Genomic DNA, 18731 nt, shown 5'->3' with positions numbered 1-18731 from the left:
CGGATGGCCGGCACCGTCGCGGTGTCAGGCCTCGCGTTGGGCCAAGGCCGCGGTCAGCTCGCGGGTCAGCCGTGCCACCGTGGCGTCGGCCGGGTAGAACTGCAGGTTCTCTGGCCGCGACAGCTGCCAGTCAACGGCGCCGTAACGCGGGGTGCGGCGGCTCAGATCCGCCGCCGAGTAGCCCAGCCGATCGGCCAGCTGCCACAGCTTGGTCAGCGCCTGGCGCCGGTTGGCGGCCACGCGGCTGGACACCAGCCACAGCAGCACGGCCCACAGCCCGTAAGCCAAGGCCAGCGCCAACCGCCAGTTCATGAACGGCTCAAACACCAGCCGCAGCAGGCCGCCGCCGAAAATCAAAACGATGGTCTCAAGCACCACCAGCAGACGTTTGCTCATCGCGACGGCCTAGTGCAAAAAGTTCTTGGCTCGCAACGCGTCGGCGCTGGCCTGGTCGGAAGGCGCGAAACCGTGGTTGATCAGCTCGTTGATGTACAGCCGGTTGTAGACGAACGCGAAGATAATGCTGATCAGACCGATTGAGATGCCCCAGGTGAAGGTGCCGGTGCCGATCTGCAGCACCGCGATGATAAGGGCCCACTTCCAGTCGCCGCGGAGCAGCGCCGGGAAGAAGCCGAAGAAAAAGGTGGTCCAGGAGAAGCCGATCTTGGTCTGCTTCACCGCGTGGGTGGTCGGATGGGTCATGCTGATGTGCATCGTGTTGCCTCCAGAAATGATTTAAGCCCATCATAGCACAAGCCGCCGGCCGCGGCGGGACTATTTTGGCGGCCACCATTAGGGTTGACGCGGCGAACGAAGTCGGCTATTATGAAGCCAGCTTCACATGAAGTGAGCTTCACCTTCGGAGGCATTATGCAAACACGCGTCAAGGAATTCCGCAAGGCGGCGGGGCTGACCCAGCAGCAGCTGGCCGATCAGGTTCACGTCTCCGCCCGTACCATTATTTCAATTGAAAAAGCGCAGTACAACCCCAGCCTGATGCTGGCGTATCGCCTGGCCCAGGTGTTCGGCACCGACGTCGAGACGCTGTGCTGCCTGGCCGCGAACAAGGAACTGGAGGATACGGAGATTGAAAATCTATAACTACAAGGGCCTGGCCACCGGGCTTGGTCTGATTGCGATGGCCGTAGTGCTGACCGTGCTGGCCGTGATCAAGCCGCAGCCCGGCGCCGCCAACCTGATTCAAAACATCGTGCTGATCGGCCTGTCGCTGGTGCTGGGCGGCGCCGCCGTCGCCCGGTCGCTGTCCAAAAGCGCGACCCACAGCCAGCGGCTGGCCGAACGCGACGAACGTCAGGCGTTGATCCGGCTTCGCGCCAACACCCTGACGCTTGAAATCGTGGTCGGTGTGGCGGCGGTCGTGGCGCTGGGGCTGGCGGTCATCGACCGCGGCCGCGACGACCTGATCATGGGCATCATCACCGGCAGCCTGCTGACCTTGGGCGTCGCCTTTTGGGCGTGGGTCGGGGCGACCGCGCATTTCAACCGCAAGCTCTAGCGCAGGCGGCCGCGCTGTCGCCGCAGCGGCCGCCGACTGACCGCGGTCGCACCAGGCCCATCTCCTGCACCCGACCACGTCCCGCGGCCACCTCGGTCCCGGGACGGATTGCCGCAAGCGCTTGCGCCTGCTAAATTAGCGCTAGGCGGGTTGGGACCCGCGACACTTTGGAGGCACAATAATGGAAGAACACTTACCGCAACAGATCAAGCAGGTCTGGCGCATCGGCGCCGGTCTGAGCCTTTTGTGGTGGCTGGCCGTCACCGTCGGGCTGCTGGTCGCCAATCACCTGTGGCACTGGCCGCTGTGGCTGATCGCCATCAGCCTGGGCCTGGCGCTGCTTCACCCCGCAATCGAGCTGGCCCTGATTCCCTATCGCTACGCTTTTTGGCGCTTTCGCATCACCGACACCGCCGTCTACCTCAAGGAAGGCGCCGTTTTTCAAAAGGAAACCGCGATTCCGATCCGCCGCATCCAAAACGTGACGCTTGAGGCCGGCCCGATTCTGCGAGCCCACGGCTTGCAAGAGGTTCAGATTCAGACCGCCTCGACCACCGACTCGCTGGCCGGTGTGACTACGGCGGTGGCCAACCAGCTGCGCGACCGCATCCTGGCGCTGGCCAAGGAGGCGCGTGATGACGCCTAACCGCCTGCACCCGCTGGCCCTTCTGATCATGCTGGGCAAGGGCCTGTACGGCTGGGCCGCCATCTCGTTGGCCTCCGCCTGGGCGATTCTGAAGGACGCCGACTCCCGCTGGTGGTCGCTGCCCCTGGCCGCCGTCGCGCTGGTCGCCTTCGTGGTCATCTACGTGCTACGCTACCTGCGCTTCACCTACGTGCTGGGCGAAGACGCGATCACCATCAACTCGGGCCTGTTCGTTCGCAAAACGCGCCACATCCCCTACGCCAACATCCAGACCTTGAAGCGGTCGCAGTGGCTGATCCTGCAGCCCTTCGACCTGCTCAGCCTGAGCATCGAAACCTCGAGCCACGAGGATAACGACGCCGAGGCCACGCTGGTCGCGGTGCCAACCGCCGTGGCCGCCACCATCGAACGCCGCCGCAAGCAAAACGGCGGCCAGGCGGCTATTTCCACCGGCGCCGCCGCTGCAGTAGCCGCTGCCGCAGGCGAAGCGACCCCCGGTGCCGACGGCGCGGTCGCCGGTGCCGCTGGCGTAACCGATGCCGGAATGAGCGCTGCACCAACCACCGACCAGGCAGCCCGTAAAACCGCCGGCAGCGATGCCGCGCTGGCCGCAAGCGCCGCCCCGGACGCCGCGGGGCCCGACGCCACCTACCGCATCGCCGCCCGGGACCTGAACCTTTACGCCCTGACCAGCATGGGCTTCGTACCGATCATCGCCGTGTTGTTTTGGCTGTACGACAAGGCCGACGATTTTCTGCCCAAGGGCTGGGTCCAAGGTGCCGAGCAGCAGCTGGCCGCCCTGGCCGTCGTCGTGCTGGTCACGTTGGGTCTGCTGGTTCTGCTGCTGGGCATCGCCGCGGCCTACCTTGGCATTTTGCAAAAATACTACCAGTTCACGCTGCGGCGCGATGGTCACACGCTGACCGCGACGCGCGGCCTGTTCAACCGGACCACCACCAGCGTTCGCATCGCGCGAATTCAGGCGGTGCGGGTTCGCGCGACGCTGCTGCGGCAGTGGTGCCACCTCGCCTCGGTGCAGGCGCTGACCGCGTCCAACGCCGCAGACGATGAAAAAGACAACGACCTCGTGCTGATGCCCGTGGTTCAGTCCCGGCAACTGCTGCCGGTGATGGCGCCGTTCGTGCCGTGGCTGCCGACCGCGCTGCCACCTTTGACCGGTCCCGCGGCCATCGCCCCCTTCGTTCGCAACGCCGTCTTGGGCTACCTCGGCCCGGGCCTCACCGTCGCCTTCGGGCTTCATTTCTGGCAGCCGCACTGGGTCCCCATCGCGTTGGTTGTGACGGTGGTGCTGGCGCTGGTCGGCCTCCTGCAGGGTCGCTACGCCGGCCGCACCCAGGGCGTGGCGACCCACGGCTCGCTCTTAATCGCGCAAACCGGCTCGTGGGGATCGCGGCAAACCGACTTCATGCGCCGCGCCAACATTCAGTCACTGAGCGTGGAACAGCCGCGCTGGCTGCGGTCGCGCGAGCGGTGCCACCTCACCATCAACTTGCGCCGCGCCAACCACAACGAGGCCATCGAGCTGCGCTACCTGAGCCTCGCCACCGCGGCGGCGATTCAGGACTGGTACCAGCCGCGCTGACGGGTGGCCAAAACCGCGCAATCCCCTTGCTGCAACCAGATTCGCCACAAGCGGCAGCTGCCGCGTCGCCACCGGGTGACGCGGCTTTTTGGCGTCTGCGGTGCCGTCAGGCCGCGGCACGGCGGCGGTGCAACCCGGCCGCCGTCGCCACCAAGCCCATCAGCAGCCAGCCGGTTGCGGCCGCCACGCGTGGCGATGCGCCGCCGGTTTGCGGCAGGTTGACGTTGCCGGCGGCCGCGGTTTCGCCGGCGGTCCCCGTCGTGCTGCCGGCGCCGCTGCTTGCGTTGCCCGAGCCAGCGGTCGCTTCGGGGCCGCCTGTCGCGCCGCTGCCGCTTGCATTGCCGGTGCTGCCGCCGCCCTGACCGCTGCCGACCGTGCCGCTGCCCGAACCGCCGCTCGAACTGCCGCCTGAACCACCGGTGCCGGTCGCGCCGCTGTCAGTACCACCGCTACCGTCAGTGCTGCCGTTAGTCGTCCCGCCGTTGTCGGTACCGCTACTGTTGTCCGTGCCGCCGGTGCTATCCGTCCCGCCGGTTTCGGTGCCATCGGGTTCGCCATCGGTTTCGCCGCCGCCCGGGTTCGGCTGGCCGGCGTCGCCGATCACCGTGAAGGTGGCCACGGAGCGTTGCGCCTGGACCCGGGCGGCACCGGCGCCGGCCAGTAGCAGCCAGCCGCTCAGCAAGGCGGCGGCCAGCAGGTTAAGTGGTCGTCTCATGTTCGTCCTTCCTGCGTCGGCGCCGACGCCACAGAATCAGCCACAGCAGCGCGGCCAACAGCACGACCCCGGCGATGCTCAGCCAGGGCCACACCCACCCGGTCGCGTCGGGAACGGCGAGTTTGGCGGTGCCGGCCGACTGCTTGGCCGTGACCGTGAAGCGGCGGGTGAAGTGCCAGCGGTAATCACCGGCCACCGCCAACAGGTCCAGCTCGTAGCGGCCCGGTGCCAGCGCGTTGGTGAGCGGCAGCCCGAAGGCAAAATGCGAGGTCGGCGCCATCGCGTAATCCGTCACGCTGCGGATCACGGTGGCCTTGCTTTGGCCGGCCGGCGTCACCTTGGCCGTGATCGCCAGCTTGCCGAACAGCCGCGCCCGGTCGTTTTGCAGCGTGGCCAGCACGGCCGGCGCGTTGTTTTGGCTGCCGACGGTCAGCTCGGTCAGGTTGAGGTGCGGCGCCACCAGCTGGGGGCTGTTTTGCAGCTGAATCGCGACCATCATCGAAAAATGGTTCGCGACCGCCATGCCGCTGCCGCTGCCGTCGTAATCCGCCAGGTCCTCGACGTAGATGCCGCCCAGCACCTGCCCGTCAAACGCGGCCTTGGGCAGCGCCACGGTGATTGTGACCTCCCGCCCCTGATGCGCCGCCAGCGTGAAGTTAACCGGCGCCGAGCTCAGCTCGCTCAGCCGGTACTTGGCGGCTGGATCGGTGGCGCTGTTCGGCGCGTAGCCGACCTCGCCGTTGGCCTGGGTGAAGGCGTCGGTCACCTGCAGCCGCATGTGCTTGGCCGCTCCGGTTGTGTTGGCGACCGCCACCACTAGCTTGCGGGTGCTGCCCGGCGGCGCCTGCACGACGAAGTAACCCTTGGCGACGGCGTCCTTGGGGCTCACCGGCGTCACGGCAAACCCGGCCCCGGCGGCCTGAACCGGCGCCGCAGCAGTCAACCAGGCCGCGGCGGCGAGCAGGCCCAGCAACACGGCGAGCCATGGGCCGAGGCGACGCGCCGCAACCGCCGAGCGACCACGCGTGGAATTCAGCCGCCGGAAGCGGCGACCGTGTGGTTGTGCTGCCAGATTTTGCATACTCACCCCTCCTGTCTCGGTGACCGCGATGGCCAAACGGGTCGGCCGCCCGACCCGCTTGAAATCACGGTTACCTGCTTATTCCGGATCCGGCGCGTTCGCCAGCGTCCAGTTGACGACGGCGTTGTAGTCGCCGGCCTGCACCTTCAGCTGCTGAACCAGCTGCACCGTCGCCTCGGACAACGAGAAGTCGCTCCGCCCAGCGCCGTTGCCGGCCGCCGCGTTCACGATGGATGCGCTGGCACCGGCAATGTTTTGGCTTTCAAAAGAGGAAGCCAGCGCCTTGTCGGCGGTAGTCGTATCTTTGCTAATAAACATCTCGAAGCTCGACATTTCGATGCTCATGTCGGCAGTTGAGCCTGCGAATTTTGTCCCTGTTTGGGCGGTCAGGTTCCAGCCGGCGTTGTTGCCGCGGAAATCTTGGACAACAATTCGACCCTCATCGTTGCCGTCGAAAGCCGCGTCGGCGGCCTTCACACTAGTATTATCGACATTTTTTAACACTAGCTTGTTTCCGGTCGCAATATCCTCAACGTTGGCCGTGCCGAAGTCGAAGTTCGGCACCGCATCCAGTTCCAAAACCCCGGCTTCCAGCTTGAAGCTTGCCGTGGAGTTGGCCGCTGCCTTGCCGTTAGCATCCACCTCAAACCCGCCGCTGACACCGGCATTGTCAAGGTTGACGTCGGAAGTTCCGGGCCCCGATTCGGCTGCCCGGCTGGTGGTCAGCGGAGCCGCCGCCAGCGCCGCCGCCAACGCGATGGCCCCGATTAATCCTTGCTTGCGCATGCTTGTCTCTCCTTTCACATTCCACTTGCTCGAGAATCCGTTTTCTCAAGTTTCGGTATCGTAACACGACAGGCGTTTTTCCGTCAACTTTTTTAAAATTTTTTTGCCAATATGATAATATTTATTAATTCAGACAAGTTGTGCAATGAATCCAGGTCGTGTCCGACAAGGCGTTGGCGGATTTTACGCACCAAAAAGGCGAGTCTGCATCGCAAACTCGCCGCGTCAAAGTTTTGGCACTACCGGCTCGGCGCCGCGCCGACTGGTCCAGCGACCAGCGTCCAGGTCACCGTGGCGGCATAGGTGCCGGCCACCGGCGCCTTTTGGGCGGCTAGGGTCAGGCGGCCGCTCACCGCAAAATCCTCCGTCGCGGTCGGGCCGTACAGCAGTGTCGCCGGCTGGCTGCTGGGCAGCGCGAGCGTCACCCGCGACCCGGCCGCCGTCAGCGCCAGGCTCGCCGGCCACGCCGGGGTGAAGCCGGTCGCCGCCACGCTCAGCTGCCACGGCCCCCGAGCCACGCGGGTGTCGGTCACGATCACCGTGCCACTGGCCGCAAGCGTCGCACCGGTGAAGGCCTGGGCCACGGTGAAGGCACTGCCGTCGGTCGGGGCGAAGGCGAGGTACGGCACCGCCGTCAACACCAGCGTTCCCGGCTCGTCTTTCACGTGCAGATGCGCCGGATTGCTGACGGCGCTGGCCTGCAGCAGATTCCCGTCCAGGTAGTAATCGGCAGTGGCCTGCACCGACGTGGTCGCCTGCACGTTGGTCAGGCTCAGCGTGTCACCGGTGCCGGCGGCCGCGCCGCCGACCGTCCACCGGACGTTTTTGACCGTCACCCGGTCCGGCAGCCGCAGGGCAAACTGGGCCGGGCCGCCGCGAATCACAGTTTGATCCGGCAGGTCGGCCAGCGCCACGGTCATCGGGCCAAGCGCCGTCACCGAGCCATCGTAGAACGGCTGCGCCGGAATCGTCAGGCTGCCGCTCATGCTGCGAAGCCCGACCGAGCCGGCCGGATTGCTCAGCTGCATGTAGTTTCGCACCGCGAGCCAGCCGTCACCTTCCAACCGGTAGTCGGGCACGATGGACGCCGCGGTGTTCAGCAGCCCGACGTCCGCGGTTTGGCCGCGAAAAATCACCCGCGACGTCGCGCCGAGCTGTGCCACCGGGCTTGGCACCACCAGCACCCAGTACAGTGCGGAGTGGTAGGCGTTGCCGTTGTTGACCAGGATGCTGACCTGGAACGTGTACCAAGTCGGCGTCGTGATCGCGTCGTCGACGGTCAGCTTGTAGTCGATGAAGTCGTTAGCCGGCCAATACAACAACGCCGGGGTGTCCCAGGCCATGCCGGTCTGCACCCCAAAGCCCCCGGCGTCTGTGCTGACGGTCACCGGACCGCCGCCGACGCGGCGGCGGGTCACGATTTTGTAGCCGGACAGGTAGTCGCCACCATTCTTGCGAAAAGACGCGTAAAGGTGCAGGTAGTCGTACCCGCGGTTCACGAAGGCGTAGTACCGATTCGCATCAGTCGGCGGCGATGCGTAGCCGCCCATCGTGTAGCCGTACCCTACCCAGTTCGGCTGGGTGCGAAACCCAGATTTGGTCGTGTCCTCCGCCGGCGACGGCGTCATGAACCCGGCCGGCACCGTCGTCGGTACCGTTACCGCCGCCCGAACCGCCTGCCGCGGCACCAGCCACAGCGCCAGCGCAATGGCGCCGATTAGCGCAAGGGCCAGCCCCAGGCGCCGCCCCCTTTTGTCCTGTTGCATGTCCTCGCTTCCCTTCGCTCACAATCTTGGACGCCCAATATAACAGGCCGCAAGCCAGCTGGCAACTGCGGCGAGCCAAAGCGCGTCGCACCGGGCTTGGCAGGCGAAATTTTTGGCACGGCGGCGGGGGAGCCGTGGCGGCCAACCGGGCCCCGCCCCTGCGCTGGCCGAGTGCCAACTATACGAGTCGCCGCCCCTGCAGCGGCCAAGTCATGTCAACGCCAAAAAGCCGCCGCAACGATTCGCGTTGCGGCGGCCGCGCCGAAGCCACCGGACGCACACTGCCCGGTGGCCTTGGCCTGATTCTGTTAGGATTCTGTCTTCGTCTTACCGCGGTGGTACACCACTGGTCTCGCCGGAACCGCAGCTACCTCGCAATGCGAGTAGGTCCCGACTCGGTGCGACCGGTGGGTGGAGGTCCTTAACCCTGGTTTCCCCTCCCTTAGTTCCGGGGTTGCACTAAAACTCTCGAGTTTAAAGTCGTGTGGCAATACACTGCGACTTGGCATGGGTCTGGTACTGGAGGCGCTTGCACTCCGGACCGTTCCCGCGCGGTGGCTACTACGGCGACCGTGGCTTTGAGCCGTCGCCCCGCGCTAAGATGATCATCTGAGGCTAGCTTAACACCAGACCAATTTGTTGTCAACGCTTTCAACTCGTCCTGTTGAATCCTATTTTTGTAAATATCCTTTGCGGCTTCTGGCCCGGCGGCGTAGTATGTAGGCAACCCGATGAAAAGGAGACCGCCATGGATCGTGACATTTTGCACCAGCTGCAAGCCCTCAGCCCAATTGAGCAACGGCAGCGCCAAAGCCGCCAGGTTGCCGACGATATCCCCCCGGCGGCGCTGGACCTGGGCCTCAGTGAAACCGCGAACATGCCGGTGCTCAACGACTATTTTTTCCGCAACCGCAGCATCTACGTCTCCAAGCACAACCGCTTCGCCGCCTACCCGCTCCACACCCACCAGTTCCTCGAGCTCAACTACATGCTCAGCGGCACGGCCGTCGAACACGTCAACGGCCAGCGGGTGGTGCTGCACCAAGGCGACCTGCTGCTGCTGGACATCGGCAGCCGCCACGCCATCGAGGCGCTGGGCGAAGGCGACTTGCTCATCAACGTGCTTTTTCGCGACCAAAACATCTCGCTGGACCTGCTCACCCGGCTGCAAAGTCAGCGCAGCGTGTTGTATGCCTTCCTGGCAAAACGGGCCCAGGCGCAGCCATCCCGCGGCTTCGTGCGATTCGCCGGCACCGCACAAGGCGAGGTTCAGGCCACGCTGCAGCGCCTGATCGCCGAGTACTACCGCGACCGCGAGCTGGCCGACACGATTTTGCAGGCCGAGCTCACTGTACTTTTGGCCCAGATGAGCCGCAACTACCCGCAACCCGCGGCCACGCTCACCAGTGGGCAAGCACTGGCGCTGCGGATGCTCAAGGCAATTCACGAAGACTACGCCCATGTGTCCCTGGGCGGCCTGGCGACGGCCCTCAGCTACAATCGCAACTACCTGGGCAACCTGTTTCGCCGCGAGGTCGGCCAGACCTTCAGCGCCGCCTTGACCCAGGAACGCCTGCTGCGAGCCCGTGACGCCATCCAGGCCACGGAAAAACCGCTGCGCCTGATCGCGCAAGAGGTCGGCCTTCAAAACACCAGCTTCTTTTACAAGCGCTACGCCGCGCAGTTCGGCCACGCCCCCAAGGCCGACCGCCCCCAGGGTCCAAGCGACCTGCGACTGTGAGCCGCAGCGGCGGCCGGTCACCGGGCCGGACGGCGCGACTCACCGGGCGGCGCTGCCCCACTCGGGGGTACACACCCGGCTTGCGCTGCCGGTTCCTGGTTTTCGGCTCACCAGAACGCTCACCGCCCCGCTCACTCGGCGCTTGCGACACGTTTTGTCTCCCTGTAAATATGTTGTGCTTTCACGACGGCGACGCTGCAACGCGGCCGCCAATCTGTACCACTGGGTCCATCCCCGGCGGCCGTCAGCTGTTGCACTCGCCAATTCTGCCTCTGGGACATATCCCAAGAGGATTTTGTAAGCGATTGCTTTTGGCTCGGCGAGCTCCGATAATAAAAGCGTCATCCGACAAATCAGTCACAAGGGAGCGCATATCGTGAAAATTAAAGCAGCAGTAGTAGCAAAGCAGAACGCGGATTTTGAAATCAAAGACGACATCGAATTGGCCGAGATGGGCCCCGACGACATCCAGGTTCACATGGTGGCCAGCGGCATCTGCCACTCCGATGAGGCGCTGCGCATCGGCGACGCGGTCATCGATTACCCGATTGTCCTGGGCCACGAAGGCTCGGGCATCGTCGAGAAGGTCGGCCCGGAAGTCACCCAGTTTCAGCCCGGCGACCACGTGGTGCTGTCCTTTTACGCCTGCGGGAACTGTAAGTCCTGCCTGAAGGGCATCCCGACGCAGTGCGAGAACTACGCCCACAACAACCTGTCCGGCATTCGCCCGGACGGCTCCAGCCACTTCACCGAAAACGGTCAGCACGTGGCCGACATGTTCGACCAAAGCTCCTTCACCACCACCACCGTCGTGCGGGAACGCAACGCCGTCAAGGTCGACAAGGCCCTTGACCTGCGCAAGCTCGGCCCACTGGGCTGCGGCTACGTGACCGGCTCCGGCACCGTTTTGAACACGCTGCGGCCGACTCCGGGCGACACCATCGCCGTGTTCGGCACCGGTGCCGTCGGTCTGGCCGCGATGATGGCCGGCCGCATCGCCGGGTGCGTCAAGGTGATCGGCATCGACATCGTCGACTCCCGCCTGGAACTGGCCAAGGAGCTCGGCGCCACCGACGTCATCAACTCCAAGGACCTCGACGTCGTGCAGGCCGTACGGAATCTGACCGGCGGCCGCGGCGTCGACTGGGCCGTTGACACCACCGGCGTCACCGCCGTGATGGAAAACTCGATCAAGGTCCTGGCGCAAGGCGGCACGACCGCGACAATCGCCGTCACCCCGCACCACATCGACGTCGACACCTGGAACGACCTGTGCGTCGACGACAAGAAGATCGTCGGCGTCAACATGGGCGACTCGATTCCGCAAATCGACATTCCGCGGCTGATTGATTTTTACAAGCTCGGCGTGTTCGACTTCGACAAAACCGAGAAGTTCTACCGCTTCGACCAGATCAACGAGGCCAACGCCGACTCCCGCTCCGGCAAAACCATTAAGCCGGTGCTGGTGATCGACGAAAGCTACGTGCCGGGCGAATAAGCCACCGCAACAGCGAACAAGGCCGGTGAATCCCAATTCGGATTCACCGGCCTATTCGTGTGGCAAGCCGCGTCACACCAACTTCTCATGCCCCTCACCTAGGCAAAACGCGCCATATCTTGGTACAATGCACCGGCAGACAAAGTGATATGAGCGGTGGTCCCCACTTCTGAAAGAAGGTGATGCCCATGACGCTGAGGCGGATTGGTAATCGGATTCTGGTAGAAAGGAGGACTTTGCAAACTCGTGATCCCGTCTATGACGGAGATCGTGGTGTTCCTCAGTGGTTCAACGCTTGCAACCTATGCGCTTCGCAAACAGGTCGCCAGCCTGAACCGGCTGATTGCGGAGATCGCGCAATCGATCGCAGCCATCGGCCGCCTGATCGTTGCGATTCAGGCGCTGAGGGCCACCATCAAAAAATGAGCAAGCTAAAAGCCGCCCACATAACTTTTGACCAAGTTCCGGCGGCTTCTTAGCTTCTGAAACTGGGCCACCGCTCTTAACGCGGTAGTCTGCAAGGCGGCACTCTTCACAGGGGTGCCGTTTTTGCTGGCTTCAGTATAACATGGCCGATTCGCGGCGGTAAAGCCGCGTCACACCAACTTCTCATGCCCCTCACCTAGGCAAAACGCGTCAGTCCTTGGTACAATGCCCGGGCAGACAAAGTGATATGAGCGGTGGTCCCCATTTCTGAAAGAGGGTGATGCCAATGACGCTGAGGCGGATTGGTGGTCGGATTCTGGTAGAAAGGAGGACTTTGCAAACTCGTGATTTGGGTCATTGCCCAGATTGTGGCTTTTCTCGCAGAGGTCGAGCTGTTGTGCGTCGTGGTGACACGCGTTCTCAACCGCCTGACCCAAGTGGTCATTGCGGCCACCGCGCTGAGAAAGGCACTCGGAGAATTCCGAAAATGAGCAAGCTAAAAGCCGCGCAGACAACTTTGCACGAGTTTAACGCGGCTTCTTAGCTTCTTAAACTTGGGCCACCGCTCTTAACGCGGTAGTCTGCAAGGCGGCACCCTGCCAGGGGTGCCGTTTTTTGCTGGCTTCAGTATAACATGGTCGGCTCGGCGCCGTAAACACAGCGTCGTGCTGCGGCCACTTACAGCTCCGGCTTCACCACGACCAGCAGCATCTGAAAGCCTTCAACCGCGTAAAGCGAGTGCCGCGCGTTGGCGGGAATCACAATCGACTCGCCGGCCTTCAGGGTGAAGACATCGGCCTCGATGGTCACCTCGGCCACGCCGCTCAGCACGTTGACCAAGGCGTCACCGACCGCCGAGTGACCGCCGATTTCCTGATCGGTGGCGACGGCGAACAGCGTCATGGTCATGTCCGGCCGCTGAACCAAGGTGCGGCTGTTGACCTGATCGGCGTCCAGGCTGACCAGGTCGCACAGGTTCAGAACCTCTTTGGCGTTAATTTTTTGAATAAAAGGCATATACCCTACTAACCGCGCGGGGCGGTTTCCATCTGAATGAACTTGCAGCGGGTTCGCGCCTCCAGGGCATGCGGCGTCCCGGCCGGAATCACAATCATGGCCCCGGTCGGCACCGCGGTGGGGACGCCATCGTTCACCACGGTCAGCGTCCCGTCGACCACCTGAATCAGGCGCGTCAGCGTCGATTGCTCGTTGCTGATGCTTTCCCCGGCGTCCAGCGCGTAGGCGACGAAAGGCAGTGCGATGTTGAGCTTGCGACCGAACGACTTGCTGGCGATCTGGTGGTCGCGGTAGTCGATCAGCTCGGCGAGTGCGAGTGTTTGCATAGCGTTCCTCCGTTCTCCTTTCAGTCTGACCCGCTGGCCGGCAAAATGCAAGTTCTGCGGCGGCGACAGCCAAAAGGCCCCACTCCCGCGGGAATGAGGCCATCGAATTGACGCTTGGCGTTGGCAAAGTGCTACGGCACAATCGGCGTCACCGCAATCGTCCAGGTGATATCGGTCTGATACGTCCCGGGCTGAATCTGCGGGTAGGGGGCCGTCGTGAGCGTCGCGTTCGTGATGGCGCCGCTCGGTGGCGTCGCGTTGCCGCTGAACAGCGTGACCGCGGCCGCGTTACTTTGCAGGACCCTTTTGGCCCCGTTGTAGGTAAAACTGAGCGTGTTTGACATCGGAATCGCAGCCGTGCTGTTCAACAGGTGCGTGTTGCCCATCTGCGCCGTCAGCGTGACGTGCGAGTTGGTCGGCGCCGCCACCGTGATGTTGCCGGCCGTGCCGCTCACCGCGTTCAGCCCCTTGATCATCTGGGCGATGCTGAAGGACCCGAACTGAAAATTCGGCGCGATGAGCTGCAGCGGATTAGCGACGATTGCGGGGGTCTTCACGGTCGTGGTGTAACGGGCATTGCTGCCGACCACCACGCCGGCCCCGGCGGTTGCCGCAGCGGCTGTTTCGGCCGTGGCCACGATCGGCACGGTCACGGTGTAGCTTTGGTTGTCACCGTTAGCCTTCAGGAATGCGGGGAGGCTCGGCACCGTCAGCTGGTCGGAGTAGGTCTTGGTATTGCCGTAGATGTCGGTCACCTGATGCGGCGCAGCTGGGTTGGCCGGCATCGTGGCAAGCGTTTTGCCCTTATCGTCTTTGATGGTCACCGAGATCTGGTTGTTGTCATCGAGCTGGAAGGCATAGTCATCCGTGGTTCGCAGCGTTGCGGTCAGGCTCGTGGTGTTGCCCGTGCTTTGCACCGGCCAGTCCTGCTTGCTGGTGCTGCCGTTGTAGGTCAGCTTGTAGGTCTGAGCCAGCGTTGTGCCTTGGTAAACGTCAGAGGCCGCGGTGCCGTCCGGATTGGTGACCGTGGCGGAAACGCCGCCGTCGACCAGGCCCGGGATGGTTTCGAAAGTGACCAGGCCCTCTTCCCATTGATTACCGGTGGAACCGGTAAAGCCCCAGTAGACGCCCTTCGTCAAAGCACTACTACCGAAGACGGTGGTCAGATCTGCATCACTCCAAGTTAGAGACTTCGTGATTGTTGTGCTGGCGCTAACCGCCACGCTGAACGTCAGCGTCCCGCCACCACCAGTACCACCGTTGGGCACCCACTTAACTTCGACTGTATGCCACTTACCGTCGGTGAACTTGTCGCCATTAGAGAGAACAGTATATCCGCCTAATCCACTGGTGACCGGCAGCTTGCCGACTTTTGCAAGCCCACCATTTGCCGAGCCTGACGTATCGAAAGCCAAAGTTTGACTAGTAACGCTTGTGTACTGCTCCTTCAACGAAGGATATCCCCAAGCGACGTGCTGAGCACTAACGGGTTTCACGTTTGCATCGGTATTATCACCGTTGTTATACGTGTCGAAGGTGATGGCAAAAGCGTTTTGCAACTCACCAGCTCTTTTACCGGCAAGGGCCTTCGAAGGAATTCCCCACACACCAATCCCGGCCCCGCGATTTCCAATCACGGTTGGTCGAGCTCCGGCAAGGGCAAAGGCCAGCCCATCGGCCGGATCACTATTACTCCCGAAGTAAATGTGCATCTTGGTCGCCCAGCTCTGCCTCAGTGACAGCGTCGAGGTACTCCAAATCGACCCCGATTGCGTCGTTGAATTGGTCACTTGCACCGCAACCTGGTTGCCAATCGGATTCTGAAGCACTTTACTGCTGCTCCCGATGCCATCGCTGCCAGCCGCAATTCCGTCGATGGTCATCGCCTGGTCAAACGGCACGTAAGCCGGCAACAAGGTGTCTGGGTCAAGCGGTTCCGGGAAATCGGCCCCGGATACACTTTTAGTGGTCGTCCACATATCCGTCGCCGCCTTGACCGGCCGCACCGCGCCGCCGAAGTCGCCGAGGCCAGCGAATCCGCCGACCCCGACGCCCAGCGTGGCCACCGCGGTGAGGGTCAGCCAGCGGCTCAGGTGATGCCTAATTGAATGCTTCATCCGCCGCTTCCTCCCTTCGCCGCCGCAACAGCAGCAGGCCGAACAATCCGATCAATCCCAACAGGCCGCTGCCGACGCCGGCCACCACGAAGGCGATGGCCTCGCCGGTTTGCGGTAAAAAGCGCTGCGGCTTGCCGGCCACGTGCGTCGCGGTGCCAACCGTCGGCCCCGTCCCCGGCAGCCGGTCCAGCGGGGTCACCCGCGGCGGCCGCTTGCTCGGGGTGGTCGGCCGGCTCGGCTTGCCGGGTTGCCCCGGCTTGTCCGGGTTCGTCGGCTTACCCGGTTGGTCCGGGTTCGTCGGCTGACTCGGGCCGTCTGCGACCACCACGAGCTCGGCCACGGTGGTGCCGACGGCCGCGCCGTCGTCAGTCGCCGCGGCCACGCCGGCACCGCCGAAAGTCAGGCCGGCCAGCGTCAGCGCGACGGCCAGGCCCATTTTCCAATATCGCATAGGCCACTCTCCTTTGTTATTGTTGAGGAGCGTTCGCGTTCTCATCGTCGTCTTCGTCCTTCTTGCGGCGGCGCAGCAGCAGCAAGATCAGCCACCACAGCAGTCCGATTAGCAAGACGATGCCCAGCCCGATTAGGACCCAGCCCCACCACGGCATGACGAACGGCGTCTTCAGCGCCAGCTGCTTGTTAATTTTTTGCGCCTGCTCGGTCAGAATCGAGAAGTTGCGGCGCCAGTGCCAGCGGCCGTGCGGTCCGGTCACCAGCAGGTCCAGCGTGTAGTCGCCGGGGGTCAGGCCGGTTTTTTGGGTGATGCCGAAGTCAAAATGGCTGTTCGGCGCCGTCGTGTAGTTGCTGGCGACGCGCTTCATCACCACCGTGTCGGAGTTGCGCTTGTAGACCTTGGCCGTGTAAAGCATCTTGCCCCAGTACGTCGGCATCGGGTTTTGCACCGTCGCCAAGACGCCGGGCTGGTTGTTTTGGATGCCGGTGCCGACGCTCAGCAGCTTGAGGTTCGGCAAGACGTGGTTCATCGCGCCGGTGCTGGTCTGCAGCTGAACGCCGACCAGCGTGGCGTAGCGGTTCTTGAACTGCACCCCGTCGCTGCTGGCCCCGGCCGTCTCTTTTTGATCGACGATGTACAAGCCGCCGAGAATCACGCCGGTGAAGCCTTTGGCCGGAATCTTGAGCGTCACGGAGACGCGCTTGGTCTGGTGGCCGGCGAGCGTGATCACCTGGCTTTTGGTGCCCAGCTGATCCAGGCGGTACTGGGCCGACTGGTCGGTCGGACCGTTGGGCCTGTAGCCGATTTCACCGTTGGCCTGCGTGTAGGCATGCGTCAAAGACAGCCGGATGCGGCGCGTGGCTGCCGTCTCGTTGGTCACCGCCACGGTCAGCGGCTGGTTGGCGCCGGGCTTGACGACAAGGTCAAAATAGCTCGACACCGCGCTGCGCTGGTTGGCGGGAATCACCGGGCTAACGGTGTAGGCCGCACCGGTCGCGGCCTGGGTGGGGTTGGCCTGGGCAACCCCCAGACCGAGGGCCGCCAAGGCGATGAGCAGCAAGGTTTTAAGACGCAAGGTGAAACTCCTTTCGACAGATGGGAACGAAATACGACCTCTGAAAAAACGCGACCGAGGGGTGGCCCCTCGATCGCGTTACGTACTCACATGAGTGGCTTATTCTGCGGTAACGGTGCTGGAAAGCGTCCAGGTCACGGTTGCGTCGTACTGGGCTTCCTTAACGCTGGCGTTCTTGTTGAGGGCCAGCTTCGTGGTGCCGGCGTCGACGGTCGCCTTGTTGTCGCCTTGGCCAAAGGTCTTGGCGGCGTTCCAGATCGTCACGTCCCCGCCGTTGGTGGTCAAAGCAGCGGTCGTCGCGCCTTGGTCAAAGTTGTCGGCGGTCACGGCCCCGAGCCCGAGGGTCAAGCTCCCGGTCAGCTTGTCACCGGCCTTAATTGCGGCGTCGCGATCGTCCAGCTGTTCTGCGGTTGCGGCGGTGTTGTCAAAGTCGGAAACCGAGGCACTCAGCTTCCAGCCAGCGCTGGTACCACGCAGGTCGGTCACCTGCAAATCACCCTCTTGGTTCTCGGCGGCATCACCGGTCTTGGCAAGCGTGATGCCGTCCTTGTAGTTCAGCGTGACACCGGCGATGACGCTGGCCACGCTGGTCTTATCGAAGTTCAGATCCGGTGCCTTCACCAGCCAAAGGTTCTTGTAATCGCCGGTCCCTTCGTCACCACCGGGCGTGGTGGTGCCCTCGTCACCGGCGGTCACGGTGAATTCGGCCTTGGTGGTCCCTTGAGGCTCACCCGCGGCGGAAACGCCGAGCGGTGCAACCGTGGTGGCAGCGGCCAAAGCAAGTGCAGCGGCACTAACAAGCAAAGATTTCTTCATCAGTGAATTCCTCCTATTTGACTCGCTGCCCCACGGTGTTCCAACGCCCAGCGAAGTTCTTAGATAACAAATTGACTATAGCAATTCACAAATATTTCGTCAATCGGACACAATTGGCGGTGTGATCGCCCGGAACGAAATCTCGTTAAAATATACTTGAATCGTTATATGAACCGATAAAATGTTCCGTCGGCCCTGATTCCAAGGGGATTCTCATAATATGGCCGTTCTTTATCTCCCCGTCGAAATGTAACAAAGCCTTTTTACAAAAGCTGACGTAAAATAAGTGCCGAGCGATTTTATAACGATTAGTTTAGGATGGCAACTAACCTCGGCAGAAAGCGCCGGCACCCCGAATATAAATTTTGTTTCAAAAATTTGATACGAAATTTGTTGCCAGAAACTTTTTATTTTTGGCGGCCACAACAAAAACCCCTGCCGCCGCATTCGTGGCAACAGGGGTACCCAACGTGTCTAGTCTTCCGTGCCGAGCAGGAACCGGCCAGCGAAGGCCGCGACGACCGCCCCGACCTCCGGGGCGACGATGTACAGCCACAGGTGGCTCAAGGCCGAGCCGCCGGCGAAAAGCGCAGGGCCAATCGACCGCGCCGGGTTCAGGGAGGCGCCGGTCAGGTTGACGGAGAAGATGATCAAAAGCATCAGCGTCACGCCGATGGTCAGGCCGGCGAAGTCACCGTTGCCGGTTTTGGCCGTAACGGCGAGAATCACCATCAAGAACAGGAAGGTGGCCAGGGCCTCCACGAAGAAGGCCGTGCCGACGTCGAGCTTAGGAAAATCGGTCTGCGCCAGCTGGTTGGTCGGCAGCTTCAAAGCGCCGACCACCACGCGAACCGCGCCGCTGGCCGCAATCGCGCCGATAATCTGGGCGACCATGTAGGCGAACCCTTCGCCGACCGGGGTGCGGCCATTGATCATCATCGCGGTGGTGACCGCCGGGTTGAAGTGGCCCCCGGAAATGCCGCCGAACGCGTAGGCCGACACGGTGATGGCCAGGCCGAAGCCGATGGCGATGGTCAACGCGTCCCCCTTGGCGAACAGCACGGCGCCGCTACCGAGGAAAACCAGCAGGAAGGTGCCCAAGAATTCCGAAACAAGTTTTTGCATCAATGATACCTCCATAACCCGCG

The 18731-nt window shown here is 63.0% G+C and carries 21 protein-coding genes; 8 read left to right on the top strand and 13 right to left on the bottom strand.

The features are described 5' to 3' along the window. Positions 1–24: 24 nt before the first annotated feature. Together ACYVRZ_RS07765 and ACYVRZ_RS07760 are read right to left on the bottom strand one after the other, a co-directional pair. On the bottom strand, positions 25–396 hold the full coding sequence (locus ACYVRZ_RS07765; RefSeq protein ID WP_461226060.1) for a hypothetical protein: 372 nt from the start codon (positions 394–396) through the stop codon (positions 25–27). Between the two features lie 9 nt (positions 397–405). Continuing rightward, entirely contained in the window at positions 406–714 is a 309-nt protein-coding gene (locus ACYVRZ_RS07760) for a DUF2628 domain-containing protein (RefSeq protein WP_461226059.1), read from the bottom strand. A 156-nt stretch (positions 715–870) separates the two neighbouring features. Between ACYVRZ_RS07760 and ACYVRZ_RS07755 the strand changes: the two genes are divergently transcribed. The 4 genes from ACYVRZ_RS07755 (at position 871) to ACYVRZ_RS07740 (ending at position 3765) form a co-directional block, all read left to right on the top strand. Next, positions 871–1101 carry a helix-turn-helix transcriptional regulator gene (locus ACYVRZ_RS07755; RefSeq protein ID WP_461226058.1) on the top strand — a complete coding sequence of 77 codons (231 nt, stop codon included), beginning with the start codon at positions 871–873 and terminating at the stop codon, positions 1099–1101. Beyond that, positions 1088–1516, top strand: a complete 429-nt coding sequence (locus ACYVRZ_RS07750) for a hypothetical protein (protein ID WP_461226057.1) — start codon at positions 1088–1090, stop codon at positions 1514–1516. Before ACYVRZ_RS07755 ends, ACYVRZ_RS07750 begins: the two co-directional genes overlap by 14 nt. A 181-nt stretch (positions 1517–1697) precedes the next feature. Further along, positions 1698–2162 (top strand): PH domain-containing protein, encoded by a 465-nt coding sequence (locus tag ACYVRZ_RS07745; protein ID WP_461226056.1) that lies wholly within the window; start codon positions 1698–1700, stop codon positions 2160–2162. Then, positions 2152–3765 (top strand): PH domain-containing protein, encoded by a 1614-nt coding sequence (locus ACYVRZ_RS07740; RefSeq protein WP_461226055.1) that lies wholly within the window; start codon positions 2152–2154, stop codon positions 3763–3765. The genes ACYVRZ_RS07745 and ACYVRZ_RS07740 overlap by 11 nt, the downstream gene beginning before the upstream one ends. Before the next feature lie 106 nt (positions 3766–3871). Here the strand turns inward: ACYVRZ_RS07740 and ACYVRZ_RS07735 are convergent, their stop codons facing one another. The 4 genes from ACYVRZ_RS07735 to ACYVRZ_RS07720 all read right to left on the bottom strand — a co-directional run bounded on the left by ACYVRZ_RS07735 (position 3872) and on the right by ACYVRZ_RS07720 (position 8113). After that, positions 3872–4480, bottom strand: a complete 609-nt coding sequence (locus ACYVRZ_RS07735) for a hypothetical protein (protein WP_461226054.1) — start codon at positions 4478–4480, stop codon at positions 3872–3874. Then, positions 4464–5561, bottom strand: a complete 1098-nt coding sequence (locus tag ACYVRZ_RS07730) for a DUF916 and DUF3324 domain-containing protein (protein ID WP_461226053.1) — start codon at positions 5559–5561, stop codon at positions 4464–4466. The genes ACYVRZ_RS07735 and ACYVRZ_RS07730 overlap by 17 nt, the downstream gene beginning before the upstream one ends. A 78-nt stretch (positions 5562–5639) precedes the next feature. Next, positions 5640–6347, bottom strand: coding sequence for a WxL domain-containing protein (locus ACYVRZ_RS07725; RefSeq protein WP_461226052.1), 708 nt, complete (start codon positions 6345–6347; stop codon positions 5640–5642). A 239-nt stretch (positions 6348–6586) separates the two neighbouring features. Continuing rightward, entirely contained in the window at positions 6587–8113 is a 1527-nt protein-coding gene (locus ACYVRZ_RS07720) for a hypothetical protein (protein ID WP_461226051.1), read from the bottom strand. A 748-nt stretch (positions 8114–8861) separates the two neighbouring features. Here ACYVRZ_RS07720 and ACYVRZ_RS07715 point away from each other — a divergent pair. The 4 genes from ACYVRZ_RS07715 (at position 8862) to ACYVRZ_RS07700 (ending at position 12269) form a co-directional block, all read left to right on the top strand. Then, positions 8862–9854 carry a helix-turn-helix domain-containing protein gene (locus ACYVRZ_RS07715; RefSeq protein WP_461226050.1) on the top strand — a complete coding sequence of 331 codons (993 nt, stop codon included), beginning with the start codon at positions 8862–8864 and terminating at the stop codon, positions 9852–9854. Positions 9855–10230: 376 nt separating this feature from the next. Next, complete coding sequence (locus ACYVRZ_RS07710; RefSeq protein ID WP_461226049.1) at positions 10231–11352, top strand: NAD(P)-dependent alcohol dehydrogenase; 1122 nt, start codon at positions 10231–10233, stop codon at positions 11350–11352. Positions 11353–11598: 246 nt separating this feature from the next. Then, positions 11599–11778 carry a hypothetical protein gene (locus ACYVRZ_RS07705; RefSeq protein ID WP_461226048.1) on the top strand — a complete coding sequence of 60 codons (180 nt, stop codon included), beginning with the start codon at positions 11599–11601 and terminating at the stop codon, positions 11776–11778. Positions 11779–12122: 344 nt separating this feature from the next. Then, a complete protein-coding gene (locus tag ACYVRZ_RS07700; protein WP_461224832.1) occupies positions 12123–12269 on the top strand; it encodes a hypothetical protein in 147 nt (48 codons plus the stop codon). A 187-nt stretch (positions 12270–12456) separates the two neighbouring features. Here the strand turns inward: ACYVRZ_RS07700 and ACYVRZ_RS07695 are convergent, their stop codons facing one another. The 7 genes from ACYVRZ_RS07695 to ACYVRZ_RS07665 form a co-directional block, all read right to left on the bottom strand. Next, positions 12457–12795, bottom strand: coding sequence for a cupin domain-containing protein (locus tag ACYVRZ_RS07695; RefSeq protein WP_461226047.1), 339 nt, complete (start codon positions 12793–12795; stop codon positions 12457–12459). Between the two features lie 8 nt (positions 12796–12803). Continuing rightward, entirely contained in the window at positions 12804–13121 is a 318-nt protein-coding gene (locus tag ACYVRZ_RS07690; protein ID WP_461226046.1) for a cupin domain-containing protein, read from the bottom strand. Between the two features lie 131 nt (positions 13122–13252). Next, positions 13253–15238, bottom strand: coding sequence for a lectin-like domain-containing protein (locus ACYVRZ_RS07685; protein WP_461226045.1), 1986 nt, complete (start codon positions 15236–15238; stop codon positions 13253–13255). Next, positions 15222–15689 (bottom strand): LPXTG cell wall anchor domain-containing protein, encoded by a 468-nt coding sequence (locus ACYVRZ_RS07680; RefSeq protein ID WP_461226044.1) that lies wholly within the window; start codon positions 15687–15689, stop codon positions 15222–15224. The genes ACYVRZ_RS07685 and ACYVRZ_RS07680 overlap by 17 nt, the downstream gene beginning before the upstream one ends. Positions 15690–15705: 16 nt before the next feature. Then, a complete protein-coding gene (locus ACYVRZ_RS07675) occupies positions 15706–16767 on the bottom strand; it encodes a DUF916 and DUF3324 domain-containing protein (RefSeq protein WP_461226043.1) in 1062 nt (353 codons plus the stop codon). Between the two features lie 99 nt (positions 16768–16866). Continuing rightward, the gene (locus ACYVRZ_RS07670; RefSeq protein ID WP_461226042.1) at positions 16867–17583 is read right to left on the bottom strand and encodes a WxL domain-containing protein; all 717 of its coding nucleotides are present in this window, start codon (positions 17581–17583) and stop codon (positions 16867–16869) included. A 474-nt stretch (positions 17584–18057) separates the two neighbouring features. Then, the gene (locus tag ACYVRZ_RS07665; protein WP_461226041.1) at positions 18058–18708 is read right to left on the bottom strand and encodes an MIP/aquaporin family protein; all 651 of its coding nucleotides are present in this window, start codon (positions 18706–18708) and stop codon (positions 18058–18060) included. Positions 18709–18731 lie beyond the last annotated feature (23 nt).

This window comes from Lacticaseibacillus suihuaensis, from assembly GCF_054785075.1.
The sequence above is the reverse complement of the archived record's forward strand: the minus strand, read 5'-3'. Positions and strand labels throughout refer to the sequence as shown.

Bases quoted from the DNA above. Each gene is read 5' to 3' on its own strand.
- ACYVRZ_RS07765 (WP_461226060.1), bottom strand. From the start codon at position 396: ATGAGCAAACGTCTGCTGGTGGTGCTTGAGACCATCGTTTTGATTTTC.
- ACYVRZ_RS07760 (WP_461226059.1), bottom strand. From the start codon at position 714: ATGCACATCAGCATGACCCATCCGACCACCCACGCGGTGAAGCAGACC.
- ACYVRZ_RS07755 (WP_461226058.1), top strand. From the start codon at position 871: ATGCAAACACGCGTCAAGGAATTCCGCAAGGCGGCGGGGCTGACCCAG.
- ACYVRZ_RS07745 (WP_461226056.1), top strand. From the start codon at position 1,698: ATGGAAGAACACTTACCGCAACAGATCAAGCAGGTCTGGCGCATCGGC.
- ACYVRZ_RS07740 (WP_461226055.1), top strand. From the start codon at position 2,152: ATGACGCCTAACCGCCTGCACCCGCTGGCCCTTCTGATCATGCTGGGC.
- ACYVRZ_RS07735 (WP_461226054.1), bottom strand. From the start codon at position 4,480: ATGAGACGACCACTTAACCTGCTGGCCGCCGCCTTGCTGAGCGGCTGG.
- ACYVRZ_RS07730 (WP_461226053.1), bottom strand. From the start codon at position 5,561: ATGCAAAATCTGGCAGCACAACCACACGGTCGCCGCTTCCGGCGGCTG.
- ACYVRZ_RS07725 (WP_461226052.1), bottom strand. From the start codon at position 6,347: ATGCGCAAGCAAGGATTAATCGGGGCCATCGCGTTGGCGGCGGCGCTG.
- ACYVRZ_RS07720 (WP_461226051.1), bottom strand. From the start codon at position 8,113: ATGCAACAGGACAAAAGGGGGCGGCGCCTGGGGCTGGCCCTTGCGCTA.
- ACYVRZ_RS07715 (WP_461226050.1), top strand. From the start codon at position 8,862: ATGGATCGTGACATTTTGCACCAGCTGCAAGCCCTCAGCCCAATTGAG.
- ACYVRZ_RS07695 (WP_461226047.1), bottom strand. From the start codon at position 12,795: ATGCCTTTTATTCAAAAAATTAACGCCAAAGAGGTTCTGAACCTGTGC.
- ACYVRZ_RS07690 (WP_461226046.1), bottom strand. From the start codon at position 13,121: ATGCAAACACTCGCACTCGCCGAGCTGATCGACTACCGCGACCACCAG.
- ACYVRZ_RS07685 (WP_461226045.1), bottom strand. From the start codon at position 15,238: ATGAAGCATTCAATTAGGCATCACCTGAGCCGCTGGCTGACCCTCACC.
- ACYVRZ_RS07680 (WP_461226044.1), bottom strand. From the start codon at position 15,689: ATGCGATATTGGAAAATGGGCCTGGCCGTCGCGCTGACGCTGGCCGGC.
- ACYVRZ_RS07670 (WP_461226042.1), bottom strand. From the start codon at position 17,583: ATGAAGAAATCTTTGCTTGTTAGTGCCGCTGCACTTGCTTTGGCCGCT.
- ACYVRZ_RS07665 (WP_461226041.1), bottom strand. From the start codon at position 18,708: ATGCAAAAACTTGTTTCGGAATTCTTGGGCACCTTCCTGCTGGTTTTC.